Below are 16,305 nucleotides of genomic sequence, written 5' to 3' on the forward strand. Positions count from 1 at the left end.
GCGGAAATTGGAGTCACCCGTGTCCCCCAACGCCCCCGAGTCCCCGGTACCCGTCGACTTCTGGTTCGACCCCGTCTGCCCGTGGACCTGGCTGACGTCCCGCTGGATGCTGAACGTGGCCGAGGCACGGCCCGTCGCGGTGTCCTGGCACGTGATGAGCCTGTCGGTGCTCAACGAGCACCGGACGGACGACCTGCCCGAGCGCATCCGCGTGCTGATGGGCCAGGCGTGGGCGCCGGTGCGGGTGCTCACCGCGGTGGAACGCCTCCACGGTCGCGAGTGGCTCGCCCCGCTCTACACCGCGCTGGGCACGCGCTACCACGTGCGGCAGCAGCCGGTGAACCGCCGGACCCTCGAAGCAGCCCTGCGCGACACCGGGCTCCCGGCCGAGCTGGCCGACGCCGGCGACACCGACCTCTACGACGCGGACCTGCGGGCGTCCCACAGCCGGGGCATCACCCTGGTCGGCCAGGACGTCGGCAGCCCGATCATCGCGGTGCCCGGCCCCGACGCCGACGGCGCCCCCGTCGCGTTCTTCGGCCCGGTCGTGTCTCCCGCCCCCAAGGGCGAGGACGCCGTACGGCTCTGGGACGGCGTGCTCGCCGCCGCCTCCGCTCCCGGCTTCTACGAGATCAAGCGCACGCGCACGGGCGGCCCCGATTTCTCCTGACCCGCGGACTCCTGAGCACACCGACCGCGCCCTGCGGTTCGAACTGCTCGGACCGGTACGGGCCTGGCGGGGCGACCGTGAGATCCCGCTCGGGTCGCCGCAGCAGCGCGCCGTCCTCACGGCGCTGCTGCTGCACGAGGGAGCGGCCCTGACCATGGACCGGCTCGTCGCCGCCCTCTGGGGCGACCTCGCGCCGCCCGGCGCCGGGGCCACGATCCGCACCTACGTGTCGCGGCTGCGCCGGGCCCTCGCCGGCTGCGGCCCGGCGCCGGTCATCACCTCGGTCGGCGGCGGGTACGCCCTGCCGGCCGCTTCGGGCACGAGCGACCTCGCCGAGTTCGAGCGTCTGCTGCGCGCGGCGCGCGACGCCGGGTCCGCGGGCGACCCGGCCACCGAGGTGGAGCGGTTGGGTGCGGCACTCGCGCTCTGGAAGGGCACGCCGCTCGCCGGGGTGCGGGCGGAGTACGCGGAGCACGAGCGCATCCGGCTGGGCCAGCGCCGCCTCACCGCCGTGGAGGAGTGCGCGGCGGCGCTGCTCGCCGTGGGCCGGCCCGCGGAGGCCGTGCCGCTGCTCGCCTCCGTCGTCGTCGAGGAGCCGCTGCGCGAGCAGACGAGGGTGCTCCTCATGCTGGCGCTGTACCGCTCGGGCCGGCAGGCGGAGGCGCTCGGGGTCTACCAGGAGGCGCGGCAGTTGCTCGCCGACGAACTCGGCCTCGAACCCGGACCCCAGCTCCGGAGGACGCAGCGCCGCATCCTGGCGTCCGACCCCACCCTGGAAGGACCGCATCGGCCCCACCCGGCCGCCGCTCCCCGCACGCCCTCGCCGTCCGACCGGGCCCGGCGTCCCGACCCCGCCGACCCGGCGCCCGCGCATCCACCCACGGCGGCGGCACCGGCCGCCGGTCCACCCGGCACGCACCCACCGGCCACACCGGCGGCGGCACCGGCACCGCCGCTCGCGGCACGTGCGACGCTCCGGCCCAGACAACTGCCGCCGGATCTGCGGCAGTTCACCGGCCGCAGCGCTCTTGTGCGGGAGATGGCCGAAGCCCTGAGACCGGGAGGGTCCGCCACATCAGCGGCGTTCGTGCCGGTCCTGGGCCTGACCGGACCGCCGGGCGTGGGCAAGACCGCGCTCGCGGTCCACGTCGGCCACACCGTCGTGGCGGACTTCCCCGACGGGCAGCTCTTCGTCGACATGGGCCCGGGGGCCGGCGACGGCACCGGCGCGCCCGCCGTGCCCGCGGAGGTGCTGGGCTGCCTGCTGCGCGCCGTGGGCGTCCCCGACGAGGCCGTACCCGCGTCAGGGGCCGAACGGGCCGCGCTCTGGCGGTCCGTGACCACCGGCCGCCGGCTGCTCCTGGTCCTGGACGGGGTCACGGCCGCCGGGCACGTCCAGGACGTGCTGCCCGGCCCGGGAGGCCCGGCCGTCCTCGTCACGGCCTGCCGCCGGCTGTTCGGGCCCGCGCACGCGCGGTGGACGACGGTCGATGTGCTGTCCGCCGACGATGCGCTCGCGCTGCTGGCCACACTGGTCGGCACGGAGCGGATCGCCGCCGAACTCCGAGCGGCCCGCGGCCTGGTGGACCTCACCGCGGGACTGCCGCACGCCCTCCACGCGCTGGGGGCCAGACTGGCGTCGCAGCCGTGGCGGAGCCTGGCGACCGCGCGGGAGCGCCTGACCGGCCGCGCGCACGCCGCGGACGTGGAGCCGGGTGAGTGCGTGGCGCTCGCCGACCGCTACGACTCCGTGTTCCGTACCCTGCTGCCGGTGCAGGCCCGCGCGTTGCGGCTGCTGGCGCTGCCGGACGGCCCCGATCTGTCGCTCGGCGCGGCCGCCGCCGCCCTCGGCCTGCCGCCCGCGGAGGCCGAGGCGCTGCTGGAGTCCCTGGCCGACGTCCACCTGGTCGAGGTGGGCGACGGCGGCCGGTACCGCCTCCTCCACCCACTGCGGGCGTACGCCGGCAGCCGGGCCCCGCACGACGAGGGCCGCGCCGCGTGCGCCGCCGCCCTCGCGAGGTTCGGCGCGTTCCACGTCGCGGAACGGCCGCGGCCCGGCGGGCGGAGCTGAACGCCCTCCGTCCCGCCGGGCCGCGGCGCCGGTCACTTCGTCATACCGGGCATGTCCCCGGACATGCCGCCACCGATGGTCCTGCCCATGAGGGCCATCTGCCGCTTCTGCACGTCCAGGACGGCCGGGGGCATCACCACGACAGGGCGCATCATGCCGTCGTCCTCGTGGTCGAGCAGGTGGCAGTGGTACATGAACCGGCCGGTCTGCCGGCCGAACCGGCCCGCCACGCGCACCATGGAGTGCCCGGGCACCAGGACGGTGTCCTTCCAGCCCGACTCCTCGGCGGCGATCGGCTGCGCCGCGCCCGGCGTGAGGGGCTGCGCGGTGCTCTGCGTCGCCGAGTCGACCGTGCCCACCAGCGCGTTGCGCTGCAGCAGCTGGAAGTCGATGAGGTGGATGTGGATCGGGTGGGCGATGGGGATGCTCCCTGCGTTGAGGAACGTCCACACCTCGAACGCGCCGGCGGCCGCGTAGAAACCGGTGGGGTCCTCGAAGTAGTTCGCCGCCCCGCGGAACGTCCGCAGCCTGCCGTCCAGTTCGAGCTGGACGATGCCCGGGCCGGGCTTGGTGCCGGGCGCGGCCTCCTGGAGCTCCTGGAGAGCGGGCATGCCGAACCCGTCCACGATCAGCGCCACGAAGCGCTCCACCGCACCGGCGGGCACGTCCTCGGCGGTCAGCGGCCGGAAGTCGGCGGACAGCCGCTTGGGGACGCGGTACTTCGGGGCTGCGGCGCCGGACACGCGGAACTGCATCACCTCGGGGCGGCCGACGCCGGCGTCCGGTACCGGCGCACCCGCGGGCGCACCCGGGATCGTGTTGACGAACCGCAGCCGCTTGCCCGCGAACACCGAGAAGTCGATGACGACGTCGACGCGTTCGGCCGGCATGAGCGAGATCGTCTCGCCCGCGCCCCGGGGCTCGCCCAGCAGCCCGCCGTCGGTGCCGATGACGGTGACGGCGCCGGTCAGCGGCTTCCCGGTGGTCTCGTCCAGGAGGGCCAGGATGTACTGGCGGGTCAGGGAGTTGTTGACCATGCGGAAGCGGTAGGCGCGCGCCTCCACGTCGAGGTACGGCCACACGACCCCGTTGACCATGGTGAACGGGCCCTCGAAGGCCAGGGACGGCGGGTTCGCGTCCGGCGACGACGCCGGGGCGGGGGCGATCCGCTTGTAGAGGATCCGTCCTTCGAGCCGGCCCTGGGCGTCCTGCTCGAAGTTGACGTCCGCCAGCGACAGGGTGACCTCGTAGCGGCCCCTGGGGAGGTCGAGGCGGTCCTCCCGCTCGTCGCGCACCAGGTAGGAGCCGGCAAGCCCGCTCAGCACGTTGGGCCCGGTCACCGGCATCGCGTGGTCGTGGTAGAAGAGGTGCGCCGCCTTCTCGTTGGCGTACTCCGACAGCTGGCTGTCGCCAGGCGTCACCGCGTCGTCGGGCTGCCCGTCGCTGATCGCGTGCTGGTATCCGCCGTGCAGGTGCACCGAGGTCCACGGGGTCAGCGCGGCCATGTCGGGGCGTTCCGCGGCGCCGCCGGACCCGGCCTCGTTGTACGGATGAAGGCCCGGCGGCGGCCCCGCCGGAGCGACGTGGACCGCCTTGACGGGCAGCGTGCCCTGAAGGCGGTTGGTCCAGGCGAAACGCAGCCGCTGCCCCCGCCGCGCCTCGATCGTCGGACCGGGGAAGTGTCCCGCGTACGTCCACATCGGCACCGGGGGCAGCTGGGAGTGCAGCCGGATGTTCCGGTTGACCATCTCGACCTCGGTCGTCCCGTCGTGCGTCGGCGCGAGCGTGGGAGGGAGCCGCAACTTGTCCTTGAACGGCGTCAGATCCGTGTACCGCGGGCTCGACACCCCGTCGAACCCGCCGTCCTCCGCCGCGTTCGCACGCATCAGCGCGGTGGCGCTGTAGAACGCCCCCGAGGTGACGGCGACCCCGGCCATGCTGCCCCCCGCCATGCTGAGGAAACGCCGTCTGCTGTGCTTTCCGGTCACTCGTGTCACTCCTTGGTTCTTCGTCCGCGCCCCGCCCGCCCGTCGCCGCTCGCACGCCGCTGACCAGGTAGAACGCACAGGTTCGCCTCAAGGTGACAGGGCCGTGTCGGAGTTCTGTCGACGTTCCGCAAACGGTCGGGGGACCCGGCCGCGCCGCGGGGAGGAGTGACGGGCGGCCTCCGACGGAACGGGCCGGGAACGGCGACCCCGCGGTGCGAGGTCGCCGTTCCCGGCCCGCAGGACGCGGCCGTGACGGCCGCGGATGCCGGTCCGGATCAGTACCGGGCGCCTTCCGGCGCGGGGATCGCGTCGAGGTCGGCGAGGTCCGCCGGGGACAGGGTGAGCCCGGCGGCGCCCGCGTTGTCCGCGAGGTACGCGGGCGTCTTGGTGCCGGGGATGGGCACGACGTGCGGGCCCTGGGCCACGAGCCAGGCGAGGGCGACCTGCGCCGGAGTCGCGCCGATCCGGTCGGCCACCTCCCGGACCCTGCCCGCGATCGCGAGGTTGGCCCTGAGGGCGTCCTGCTGGAACCGCGGCAGGCGCCTGCGCTGGTCGTTCAGCGGCAGCTCGTCGAAGGAGCTGAAGCGCCCGACGAGGAAGCCGCGGCCCAGCGGCGAGTACGGCAGCAGGCCGATGCCGTGCTCGGCGCAGTAGGGCAGCACCTCGGCCTGGACGTCCCGCGTCCACAGCGAGAACTCCGACTGCACGGTCGTCACCGGGTGGACGGCCTCCGCACGCCGGATCTGCTCCACGCTGACCTCGGACAGACCCAGGTGGAGTGCCTTGCCCGCCTGCACGGCCTCCGCCAGGGCGCCCCAGGTCTCCTCGATCGGCACCCCGGGGTCGACGCGGTGCAGCTGGTACAGCTCGACATGGTCGGTGCCCAGGCGGCGCAGGCTCGCGTCGATCGCGGCACGGACGTGCTCCGGGCGGCCGTTGGGCCGGACCAGCGGGGAGCCGCCGGGGCCACCGGTGGGGTCGATGGCCTCCATGCCGACCTTGGTCGCGATGACCGCCCGGTCGCGCCGGCCGGCCAGGGCCCGGCCGACGAGCTCCTCGTTGGTGAAGGGACCGTAGACGTCCGCGGTGTCGATCAGCGTCATGCCGAGGTCGAGCGCCGCGTGGATCACGGAGACCGAGGTCGCCTCGTCCCGCGGGGTCGCCATGTCGTAGGCGAAGCTCATGCCCATGGCGCCCAGGCCGATGACGCCGGTCTCGGGGCCGCTGGTGCCCAGGGTGGTGGTGCGCATGCTGTCGGTGCTCCCGTGGTGTTCGGCGGGCTGCCGGTCACAGCCCGTGAGGGGGTGCCGCCGGATCGTGCGGATCCCGGGCGGCTCGTTCACGGTCGCGCCTCACGGCACGCGGTGGCAGGGCGGACGGTGCAGGGGAGCCGCGTTCCAGGGAGCGGCACGGCCCCCCACGGCCGGCCCCGAGCGAGCACGACGCTGGCAGACTGGAGAGGTGAGCACTCCTGACCAGCAGAGCAACGATCTGGCGCGGTTCCTGCGGGCCCGCCGCACCCAGCTCACACCCGAGCAGGTCGGGCTGCCGGCCGGCCCCGGGATCCGGCGCACGCCGGGACTGCGACGCGAGGAGCTCGCGACCCTGGCCGGGGTCAGCATCGACTACTACACCCGGCTGGAGCGAGGGAAGGAGACCCACCCGAGCCATGCCGTCGTGGACGCGCTGGCCCGGGCGCTGCTCCTGGAGGGCGACGAGCACGAGCACCTGCGTCAGCTGGCCGCGCGGGCGGCCCGCAACGCCTCCGAACCCCCACGGGCGCCCAGCCGTGCGCTGCGGCCCGGCCTGGAGTACCTGCTGGAGACCCTGCGACCGGGTCCCGCCTACGTGCTCAGCCGCACGCTCGACGTCCTCGCCGCGAACCCCGGCGGCCTGCACCTGTACGCCGGCATCGAGGACTGGCCGGCGAAGCAGCGGAACCTGGCCCGGTACTACTTCCTGCATCCCGCCGCCCGCGACCTGTTCACCGACTGGGACAACCAGATCCGCGGCTGCGTGGCACGCCTGCGGGCCCTCGCCGGCACCGACCCCGACGCACCCGACCTGGCCCAGCTCGTCGGCGAACTCCTGCTGAAGAGCACCGACTTCGCGCGTCTGTGGGAGCGCTACGACGTCCGCGCGCACCGCTCGGGCACCAAGCACTTCCGGCACCCGCTGGTCGGCGACCTGACCCTGGGCTACCAGCCGATGCAGCTCGAAGCCACCCCCGGTCACCGCCTCGTGGCCTACTACGCCGAGCCGGGCGGCGCCGACCACGACGCCATGGTCCTGCTGGACATGGTCGGCAGCCGCGAGACGGCCACGCGGGAGGACCGGTCCGTCGGGACCGACGCCCGGAAGCAGACGCCGTAGGGCACCAAGGGTGCGTCCGTCGGCCCGTCGGCCCGTGGGCCCCTGGGATGCGGGCACGCGTCCCGCATCCCAGGGGGTGCTCAGCACGTGAGCGTGAAGAGGGCGGGGCGGTTCACTGCTCGGGGGCCAGCACCGGGCTGTTGTGGTAGGCGGCGATCAGCCACCGGCCGTCCCGCTTCTCCAGGACCCAGGTCGCGTTGACCTTCCCGGCGTCCGGAACCTCGGTCCGGCCGGGGAACAGGATGCCGGACTCGGTGACGACGATCGCCGCGTCCCGGCCGGCGAAGCGCAGGCTGAGCCGCCTGTTGTACGTCGAGGTGCCCTTGAGCGGGCCCTGGAAGGCCAGGGCCATGCTCTCGCGGATGACGTCGCGGCTGCCGCGCAGCGAGCCCGTCATGATGGCGGACGCGTCCGCGGTGTAGTCCGCGACCATGCCGTCGGCGTCGCCGGCCTCCCACGCCTTGTACGAGTCGGCCAGGACCGCCTCGATGGCCGCCTCGTCCTGCGCACGGCTGTCTGACATCGGGATCTCCCTTGTGAACGGCCCGCCGGGGGGATTCCGGCGGACTCGTCACTACATACCGGCGCGGGGTCCGGAACTCATCGCGTCCGCGGCGCCCGGTTCGGGTTCCTCTCCCGCGTCGTCGAGCCGCGGCGGCAGGCCGAACGACGCGAGGACCGCGGGGTCCGTGAACACCGAGTTGCGGCTGATTCCCCCGGCGGTGACGGTGAGGACCTGGAGCGTGTGCAGTTCGTACCCCTCGCCGTCGCGCTGGTAGGCGGCGAACCCGGGCTGTCCGTTGGCCGCGATCTCGCGCACGGACCAGTCCGTGCCTCCCTTCCCGAAGACCCAGTCCATGAACAGGCCGTAGTTGCCGGGGCCGGCGAACCAGTTGAGCATCGGCGGCATCTCCATGATCACGTCCTGCGTGAGCAGCCGCTTGAGCGCCTCGACATCGGCGCGCTGGAACGCCCGCATGTAGCGGTCGACCCACGCGCGCTGCTCGGCCGCCGACGGTTCGCCCAGCTCGTCCTGCCGGACCCCGGCCTCCTTCACCCGGGCCCGCGCCCGCTGCAGCGAGCTGTTCACCGACACGACCGTGGTGTCCAGGATCTCCGCCGCCTCGGCCGCGGAGAAGGCGAGCACGTCACGCAGGATCAACGCGGCGCGCTGACGCGCCGACAGGTGCTGCAGGGCGGCGACGAACGCCAGCCGCAGGCTGCTGCGGTCGACCACGGTCCGCGCCGGATCGCCCGCGTCCAGCAGCGCGTCGGGCAACGGCTGCAGCCAGCTGACCTCGTCGCCCCGGACGAGCGGGTCGAGCGGGGCGCGTGACGCGACCAGCCCCGAGGGCAGGGGCCGGCGGCCGCGGACCTCCAGGGCGGTCAGGCACGCGTTGGTCGCGATCCGGTAGAGCCAGGTGCGCGGTGAGCTGCGGGTCGCGTCGTACTGCTCCCGGGCCCGCCACGCCCTCAGATACGTCTCCTGCACGAGGTCCTCGGCGTCGTGGGCCGAACCGAGCATCCGGTAGCAGTGCGCCAGCAGCTCCGCCCGGAACGGTTCGACCAGGCGATCGAAGCCCTCTGTCCTCGTCGTCACGTCCACGACTCTTCTCCCCCCGGCCGTCAGGAGCACCGTAGCCTGCCGTGGGCGGTGAGGGTGGCCGCCAGCGGCAGGTCGTCGGTGAGCCGACCGACGCGGGTGTCCCGCACGGACGGGGACACGCCCGTGCACCCGTGGACCTGCGACGGTGAGCAGCCGCCGACCAGCACGGTCGCCGCGGCCACCGTCCCGGCGGCGAGGAGCGCGGCCGGGACGGCGCACCGGTGGGGCACGTTCAGGATCCGCCGGCGCTCCGGTTCGTCACCGGCCGTGCGGGCGGCGCGGGTTGGGGTCCGGGCCGGTGTCCGCCGGGGCGTGCGAGGGTGCGGCGGTGTCGCCGGCGGCGCTGAGCCGGTGGTCGCCGACCGCGTCGTAGGTGGCCTTGAGGGCCTTGCGGGCGCTGTCCAGGTGGCGTTGCGCCACCCCGACGAACAGGCAGTCGACGACGGTCAGTTGGGCGATGCGGCTGGCGGTCGCGCCGGAGCGGAAGGTCGTCTCGGGCGCCACCGTCGTCAGCAGCAGATCGCTGACCTCGTGGATGGGCGCCCGGGGGAAGCTGGTCAGGCCGACGGTCGTCGCGCCGTGGCGGCGCGCCTCCCGCAGTGCCTCGACGGTGTCGGCGGTGGCCCCGCTGTGGGACAGCCCGATCGCCACGTCGCCGGCGCTGAGGACCGCGGCCGAGGTCAGCATGATGTGGGTGTCGCTCCACGCGAAGCTGACCCGCCCGATGCGGTGCAGCTTCTGCTGCAGGTCGGCGGCCACCAGCGCGTTCGCGCCGACGCCGTAGATGTCCACCCGCCCCGCCGCCGCGACGGCGTCGACCACCTCGCCGAGGACGGCGACGTCCAGCTGGCGGGCCGTCTGCTCGACGGCGCGCGCGTCGGCGAAGGCCACCTTGCCGACGACCTCGGCGAGTTCGTCGGTGGGGGTGATGTCGGCGCCGAGCCGCCGGTCGTCGCGGACCTCGGCCCGCGCCGCGTCGGCGGCCAGCGCGATCCGCAGTTCGGGGTAGCCGCGCAGGCCGACCGCCTTGCAGAAGCGCACGACCGTGGTCTCGCTCGTGGCGGCGGCCCCGGCGAGCGCGGTGATGCTGCTGCGTGCGGCGGCGACCGGGTCGGCCAGCACGGCCTCGGCCACGCGCCGTTCGGCCGGCGCGAGGTCCGGCACCAGCGACCGGATGCGGACGAGAGGGCTCGCCTCGTGGGGCTGGGAACCGGCGGCTGCCACGGGCACAACGTACCCACGGCGATCACGCAGGTCAACGCGGTCGGCGCCGCCCCCCGCGCCGCCGGCTCCCGGCACCTCGGCCTCCTAGGACAGCGGGGCCGTGGCCCGCACCTGCTGCCAGGCGCCGGCCGGCGTCAGGGCGCACGAGCCGGGCACCGTCCGGCCGCCCGCCGTCACCGACAGGTGCGCCAGGTCGACGCCGCGGCCCTCGTAGACCGGGTCGGTGGAGTAGCGCCAGCGGAGCTGCAGGGCCCCGGCCGGCTGCGGAACCTCGGCGTGCACGTGCCACCAGGCCCGGACCGCCTGGCCGGACAGGGCGGCCGGGGTGCCGGCGGGCGCTCCCGTGCCGGTGACGGTGAGCGGGAGCGCGTGCCAGGTGGTGCCGCCGTCGGTCGAGTCCTCGACGGACAGCAGGTCGGTGGACTCGGTGTTGACGAAGGCGGAGAAGTCGACGTCGACCTTGGCCGCGGCGGTGAGCGGACCGGTGGTCAGGGTGCTGGTGGTGTTGCCGCCCTGGCCGGAGTGCCACAGGGGTCCGCCGCCGGGTGCGGACACCGGCATCGCCTGCGCCATGGCCTCGGCGATGGCACGGCGCGGCGGGTTGGTCGACGGCGTGTTGCGCGACGGGTGCACCCGGTTGCTCAGCAGGATCACGAACGACCGCGACTGCGGGTCGATGACGAGCGAGGTGCCGGTGAAGCCGGTGTGGCCCAGTGTCTGCGGGCCGGACAGGCCGCCCATGTACCAGATCTGGTCCAGCTCGAAGCCCAGGCCGTGGGAGTCCGAGGGGAAGGCCTGGTTGAAGTTCTGCTCCATCAGCCGGACGCTGGTCCCGCTGAGGATGCGGTGGCCTTTGTAGATGCCGCCGTTGAGGATGGTCTGGGCGAGCACCGCGAGGTCGTCGGCGGTGGAGAAGACGCCGGCGTGGCCGGCCACGCCGCCCAGGGCCCAGGCGTTCTCGTCGTGCACCTGACCCCACACCATGCCGCGGGCCGGGCTGGTCTGGTACTCGGTGGCCGCGATGCGGGACTTCTCGGCCGCCGGCGGGTTGTAGCCGGTGTCGGTCATGTGCAGCGGCGCGGTGATGTCGTCGCGGACCAGGGCGTCCAGCGGCCTGCCGGTCACCTTCTGCAGGACCAGCTGCATGCTGAGCATGTTCAGGTCCGAGTACAGGTAGGTGGTGCCGGGCGGGTTGATCGGCTTGGCGTCCAGCACGGCCTGCTCCCGCGACGCGATGTCGGGGTAGCCCTGCCACAGGGACGGGACCGGGTCGGCGTCGAATCCCGAGGTGTGGGTGAGGAGTTGCCTGATGGTGATGCCGCCCTTGCCGTTGGCGGCGAACTCCGGGATGTAGTGGGCCACGGGCGTGTCGAGGTCGATCCGGCCGGCCTGCAGCTGCTGCATGGCCACGATCGAGGTGAACAGCTTCGACAGCGACGCCAGGTCGTAGATCGTGTCGGTGCGGGCCGGGATCCACTGGTCCTGGGGGAGCGTGGTGGTGGCGTCGGCGTACTTCACCGCGTAGCCGCCCGCGCCGCGCTCGACCACCACCCCGTCGTGCGCCATCAGCGTGGTGGCGCCGGGGAACAGGTATCCGGCGCCGGCCGCCGGGTCCTCCCAGCCGGCCATCTGGCGCTCGAACGCGTCGATCGGCGCCGGGTCCAGTCCCGCCTCGCCCGGTGTGCCGGGGCGCAGCACCGTGCCGGCCGGGGCGAAGGCGGTCGAGGGCTGGTCGAAGCGGGCGCTGTGCGGGGCGTGGCCGGCCGGAGCCGCGGCGGCGGCGCCCGACAGGGGCAGGGTCAGGGAGGTCAGCAGCGCGGCGGCCGCCGTCAGTGCAGGAATCCGCATGGGTACCTCGTCGGTAGAGGACGGGTTTGAAAATTGTTCACCAAACGCCCATCGAGATCGGTAAGTTACTGACGCGCTGATGCCCGGTCAACTGCCGTCGCGTCAGGGAGCGCGGGCCCGGCCCGGCTCGGAGCAGGCGCCGGCTGTTGTCCGCCGGTCGCCGGGGGCGCATGCGCAGGTGAACGGAGCCTGGGTGCGGGGCCGGGGAAGTTCACGAGGGCCTACCGGGCGTTCACCTGGGTGTCGCCGGATCTGCCCCCGCTCTTTCTATGGTCCGCCGCATGAACACGTTTTCGCACGTCAAGCGGGGTACGGCGATCGCTGCCTGCGCCGCGGTACTGGTGGGGGCGACGGCAGGAGCCGCCGCCGCGGAACCTCGCGGCCACGCGGCCCCGCACCCGATGGGCTCCGTCTCCCACCACGCGGCGAGCCCTTTCACCGCGGCCGCCGTCGCCACCGGGCCGAAGCCGGGCACCCTCGCCGTCTCCTTCTCCGCCGACCGCCACGAGCGGGTCCGGGTCTACGCGGGGAGCAGTGCGAAGGCCCAGCAGCACCTCGTCGCCACCGCGGCCGGTTCCGCGCGGCTGACCGTGACGTCCGCGCACGGCTCATGGATCAGGCTGGTCCCCTCCTCCGGCGCCCCGCTGGTCCTCACCGTCCGCGAGCTCGGGCTCGCCTCCGACCCCAACCTGCGGGACGCGGGCGGGTACCGCACCGCCGACGGCCGCTGGGTCGCCATGGGCCTGGTCTACCGCTCGGCCGCGCTGACCCTGACCGCCGCCGACCGGAAGGTCGTCGACGGCCTCGGCATCACCGGCGACTACGATCTGCGCACTCCGTCGGAGATCGCCGCCGCTCCCGACGTCGTGCCGGCCGGCGCCACGTACGCCAACCTCAACGTCATGGGCACCGACTCGGCCGGCATGGGCTCGTCCCCGATCACCACGCCCGAGCAGATGGCGCAGATGATGGAGGACGGTGAGCGCGGCTTCGTCACGCAGGCCAGCGCCAAGAAGGCGTTCGCCACGCTGCTCACCTCGATCGCCGACGCCAAGGGCGCCACGGTCTACCACTGCACCGCCGGCAAGGACCGCACCGGATGGGCCAGCGCCGTCCTGCTCACCCTGCTCGGCGTGGACCGCGCCACGGTCACCCAGGACTACCTGCTGAGCAACACGTACTTCTTCGACAGCCCCGCCGTCCAGGCGCAGTTGGCCGCCATGCCGCCGGCGCAGGCCGCGATCTACACCCCGGCCATGCAGGTGCGGGCCGCCTACCTCGACGCCGGGTTCGATCAGGTCGCCAAGGACTACGGCTCGATGTACGCCTACGCGGTGAAGGGCCTCGGCCTGTCGCCGCGCACCGTCGCCGAGCTCCGCGCCCGCATGCTCAAGGGCTGAACTTCCCTCGGTGGGCGGTCAGTTCGCTGACGGCCCACGCCCCCAGGGGCCTCCCGCCGCCCGGGTCGCGAAACCCGGTGCGGTGCGGGAGGCTCCGTGGTGAGGTCAGCAGGGTGTCCTCCAGGACTGGTCGAGCAGGCGGCGCAGCCATCGGAGCGACGCGTCGTACGCGTCCCGGGAGATCGCGGCTCCCGGCGCCATGACGGCGAATCCGTGGAACCCGCCGGGCCACACGTGCAGTTCGGCCTGCCCGCCGGCGGCCCAGAGCCCGGACGCGTAGGTGACGCTCTCGTCGCGGAACGTCTCCGCGGAACCGACGTCGATGAAGGCGGGCGGCAGTCCGCCCAGGTCGGCCGCGCGTGCGGGAGCGGCGTACGGGGAGACGTCAGGTTCCCCGGCCCGGCCTGCGAGCAGCGCGTTCCATCCGGTCGCGTTCGACGTGCGGTCCCACAGCCCGGCGTCCGTCATCTGGACGCTGGACACGGTGTCGTTGCGATCGTCCAGCATCGGGCACGAGAGCATCTGGCCCAGCAGGCGCGGTCCCCCGCGGTCCCGGGCCAGCAGCGCCAGGGCTGCGGCGAGACCGGCTCCCGCACTGGCACCCGCCACGATGATCCCGGCAGGGTCGGCTCCCATCTCGGCGGCGTGGCCGGCCAGCCACGTCAGCGCCGCGTAGCCGTCCTCCAGCGCCGCCGGGTAGGGGTGTTCGGGCGCGAGGCGGTAGTCGACGGACACGACCGCCACCCCGAGTTCGGCAGCGAGGTCCAGCACGACGTCGAGCCCGGATGTCGGATCGCCGAGGACCATCCCGCCGCCGTGCAGGTGGCAGATCACCGGCACGGGGCCCCGGGCCCTGGCCGGCCTGAGCAGCAACAGGCGCACCGGCGGCTCCCCTTGGCAGCCGTCCACCCTTCGCTCCTGGACCTCGAACTGCCCGTTCCGGGCGAGGTCGTCAGGTGAGAGGACCATGGCCGCGGCACCCGCCCTCGCCGTGGCGATGCCGTCCGGCAGCAGCGGTGGCATCTGTGCGGTGAGGACCTTCAGCGGACCTGCCAGGTCCGGGTCGAACGGCGGGCGCGCACCGTCGTGCATGCGGAGTCCCTTCGGCGAGGAGGAGGGGTTCGTGCGGGTGATCCCGCGCTCTCCGACGCTAGGGGCGGCCCGCTGCTGTCGCGATGTCCGTACGGGACAGGAGGGTTCGGCGCGGCTGTGGCCCGCGCACATCGGTCGCGCCGCAGGCCGGCGGGTCGTGGGACACCCACCGTGGCCGCATCGTCGTATGTGGGCAGAGCACATCGGACGGGGCGAAACGCCTGCCTAGGCTGCCGTGCGGCAGCGCACCCCACCACGGTGCGCGGTGTGCCGGGGCACCCCGGCGAACGAACCACTGGAGACCAGAGATGACCGCGACCACGCACGACTACATCATCGTCGGGGCCGGCACGGCGGGCTGCGTGCTCGCCGCCCGGCTGTCGGAGGACCCCGGAACCCGGGTGCTCCTGCTGGAGGCCGGCGGGGCGAGCGGGCCGGAGGCGGCGTCCCTTCCGGATCCGCTCGCGTCGTTCGGCCTGTGGGGCTCCTCCGTCGACTGGGCGTTCTCGACCACGCCGCAGGCCGGGACCGACGGGGCCGTGCACGCCTGGCCGCGGGGAAAGGTGCTCGGCGGGTCGAGCGCCATCAACGGCATGGTGCACCACCGCGGGCATCCCGCGAGCTACGACGCGTGGGAGGCGCAGGGCGCGACCGGTTGGAACCACCGGGCGCTGCTGCCCTTCTTCCGGCGCAGCGAGACGGCGGAAGGCCGCGACCCCGAGGTCCGCGGTACCGACGGCCCGATGCGCGTCGGGATCCCGGCGGAGCCGAGCGCGCTCGCGCGGGCCGCGTTCCAGGCCGCCGTCGAGGCGGGACACACACCGCTGAAGGACGGCAACGGCCCTGAGTCCGAAGGCGTTTCGTGGCGGGAGACGAACGTCGTGGCCGGGCGGCGGCAGAACGCGTTCGACGCCTACCTGCGGCCCGTCCTCGACCGTCCCAACCTCCGCGTGGCCACTGGTGCGTGCGCCCGGCGGCTCGTCATGGACGGCACTCACTGCCGCGGGGTGGAGTACGCCGTCGACGGCGGGACGCACACCGCGCTGGCGGAACGCGAGACGGTGCTGGCGGCCGGCGCGATCGGCTCCCCCCACCTGCTGATGCTCTCCGGCATCGGGCCCGCGGACCACCTTCGGGAGCTGGGCGTCGAGGTGGCCGCGGCCTTGCCCGGGGTCGGCGGCAACCTGCACGACCATGTGACCAGCTACGTCGTCTACGAGACCGCGGACCAGCCGGCGCCGGGCGGACCCGGCGCCGAGGCCCAGGTTCTCGCGCGCAGTTCGGCCGGAGCCGCGCCCGACCTGCTCCTGCTGTTCGTGGCGGCCGAACTCCAGCCGCGCTGGACGGGTGCGGGTCCCGGCGGACACTCGATCCTGTTCTCGCTCATGGATCCCGCGAGCAGGGGGACGCTCCGGCTGCGCAGCGCCGATCCGGCCGCGTCACCGCTGCTCGATCCCGGGTACCTCACCGACGACCGCGACCTCGAACGCCTTGCCGCCGGCCTGCGGCTCGCCCGTGAACTCGGCCGGACGGAGCCGCTCGCGTCCCGGGGAACCGCCGAACTCCGCCCGGGGGCAGCCGTGTCGGACGCCGACTGCCGTGCCTACCTGCGGGCCACCGCCAGTACGTACTTCCACCCCGTCGGCACCTGCCGGATCGGAACCGACGAACACGCCGTGGTCGACCCCTCGTTGCGGGTGCGGTCCACGACAGGGCTGCGGATCGCCGACGCGTCCGTCATGCCGTCCGTCGTGTCCGCCCCGACCAATGCGACGGTGCTGGCCATCGCGGAACGCGCCGCGCACATCCTGACCGGGACCACGTCATGACGGCGCCCCCCTGACGAGTGCGCCCGCCTGACGAGCGCGACCGCCTCGTGGCGGCCCCTCTCACGGCCGCGGGCAACGGCCGCAGCCGTCGCAGAAGGGGCCGCCGCAAGGATGCCTGCCCCCCGTCCAGCGGTACACCAGGGCATCGCGCACGGGCTCGGGGCGCCGGCGCCGCCAGACGAACCAGTAGACGACGCCGAGGGC

At 74.1% G+C, this 16,305-nt stretch carries 13 protein-coding genes; 5 read left to right on the forward strand and 8 right to left on the reverse strand.

Features of this window, described 5'->3' with window-relative positions:
• Window positions 1-19 precede the first annotated feature (19 nt).
• Entirely contained in the window at window positions 20-670 is a 651-nt protein-coding gene (locus BMW99_RS12030; RefSeq protein ID WP_069466446.1) for a mycothiol-dependent nitroreductase Rv2466c family protein, read from the forward strand.
• Window positions 671-752: 82 nt separating this feature from the next.
• On the forward strand, window positions 753-2,741 hold the full coding sequence (locus BMW99_RS12035; protein ID WP_265737202.1) for an AfsR/SARP family transcriptional regulator: 1,989 nt from the start codon (window positions 753-755) through the stop codon (window positions 2,739-2,741).
• 32 nt (window positions 2,742-2,773) lie between these two features.
• Here the strand turns inward: BMW99_RS12035 and BMW99_RS12040 are convergent, their stop codons facing one another.
• Window positions 2,774-4,729 carry a multicopper oxidase family protein gene (locus BMW99_RS12040; RefSeq protein WP_245791400.1) on the reverse strand — a complete coding sequence of 652 codons (1,956 nt, stop codon included), beginning with the start codon at window positions 4,727-4,729 and terminating at the stop codon, window positions 2,774-2,776.
• Between the two features lie 275 nt (window positions 4,730-5,004).
• Window positions 5,005-5,979, reverse strand: coding sequence for an aldo/keto reductase (locus BMW99_RS12045; RefSeq protein ID WP_069467583.1), 975 nt, complete (start codon window positions 5,977-5,979; stop codon window positions 5,005-5,007).
• 211 nt (window positions 5,980-6,190) lie between these two features.
• On the opposite strand from BMW99_RS12045, the gene BMW99_RS12050 reads away from it, so the two are divergent.
• Window positions 6,191-7,102, forward strand: a complete 912-nt coding sequence (locus tag BMW99_RS12050; protein WP_069467581.1) for a helix-turn-helix transcriptional regulator — start codon at window positions 6,191-6,193, stop codon at window positions 7,100-7,102.
• Between the two features lie 112 nt (window positions 7,103-7,214).
• On the opposite strand, the gene BMW99_RS12055 is transcribed toward BMW99_RS12050, so the two are convergent.
• From BMW99_RS12055 to BMW99_RS12075, 5 genes are all read right to left on the reverse strand, one after another.
• Window positions 7,215-7,625, reverse strand: coding sequence for an SgcJ/EcaC family oxidoreductase (locus BMW99_RS12055; protein ID WP_075016770.1), 411 nt, complete (start codon window positions 7,623-7,625; stop codon window positions 7,215-7,217).
• 51 nt (window positions 7,626-7,676) lie between these two features.
• Complete coding sequence (locus tag BMW99_RS12060) at window positions 7,677-8,702, reverse strand: sigma-70 family RNA polymerase sigma factor (RefSeq protein WP_107451396.1); 1,026 nt, start codon at window positions 8,700-8,702, stop codon at window positions 7,677-7,679.
• Window positions 8,703-8,728: 26 nt separating this feature from the next.
• Complete coding sequence (locus BMW99_RS12065) at window positions 8,729-8,938, reverse strand: hypothetical protein (protein ID WP_069461783.1); 210 nt, start codon at window positions 8,936-8,938, stop codon at window positions 8,729-8,731.
• A gap of 28 nt (window positions 8,939-8,966) precedes the next feature.
• Complete coding sequence (locus BMW99_RS12070) at window positions 8,967-9,932, reverse strand: MurR/RpiR family transcriptional regulator (protein WP_079138153.1); 966 nt, start codon at window positions 9,930-9,932, stop codon at window positions 8,967-8,969.
• A gap of 84 nt (window positions 9,933-10,016) precedes the next feature.
• The gene (locus BMW99_RS12075; RefSeq protein WP_069461782.1) at window positions 10,017-11,780 is read right to left on the reverse strand and encodes a serine hydrolase; all 1,764 of its coding nucleotides are present in this window, start codon (window positions 11,778-11,780) and stop codon (window positions 10,017-10,019) included.
• A gap of 281 nt (window positions 11,781-12,061) precedes the next feature.
• Here BMW99_RS12075 and BMW99_RS12080 point away from each other — a divergent pair, with 281 nt between their 5' ends.
• On the forward strand, window positions 12,062-13,180 hold the full coding sequence (locus tag BMW99_RS12080) for a tyrosine-protein phosphatase (protein ID WP_069461786.1): 1,119 nt from the start codon (window positions 12,062-12,064) through the stop codon (window positions 13,178-13,180).
• 105 nt (window positions 13,181-13,285) lie between these two features.
• Here BMW99_RS12080 and BMW99_RS12085 read toward each other — a convergent pair whose 3' ends face one another.
• The gene (locus BMW99_RS12085) at window positions 13,286-14,272 is read right to left on the reverse strand and encodes an alpha/beta hydrolase (protein WP_069461781.1); all 987 of its coding nucleotides are present in this window, start codon (window positions 14,270-14,272) and stop codon (window positions 13,286-13,288) included.
• A gap of 308 nt (window positions 14,273-14,580) precedes the next feature.
• Between BMW99_RS12085 and BMW99_RS12090 the strand changes: the two genes are divergently transcribed.
• On the forward strand, window positions 14,581-16,101 hold the full coding sequence (locus tag BMW99_RS12090) for a GMC family oxidoreductase (protein ID WP_069461780.1): 1,521 nt from the start codon (window positions 14,581-14,583) through the stop codon (window positions 16,099-16,101).
• Window positions 16,102-16,305 lie beyond the last annotated feature (204 nt).

Origin of the sequence: Actinacidiphila rubida (assembly GCF_900110255.1) — a bacterium.
GTDB classification, from domain to species: Bacteria; Actinomycetota; Actinomycetes; order Streptomycetales; family Streptomycetaceae; genus Actinacidiphila; species Actinacidiphila rubida.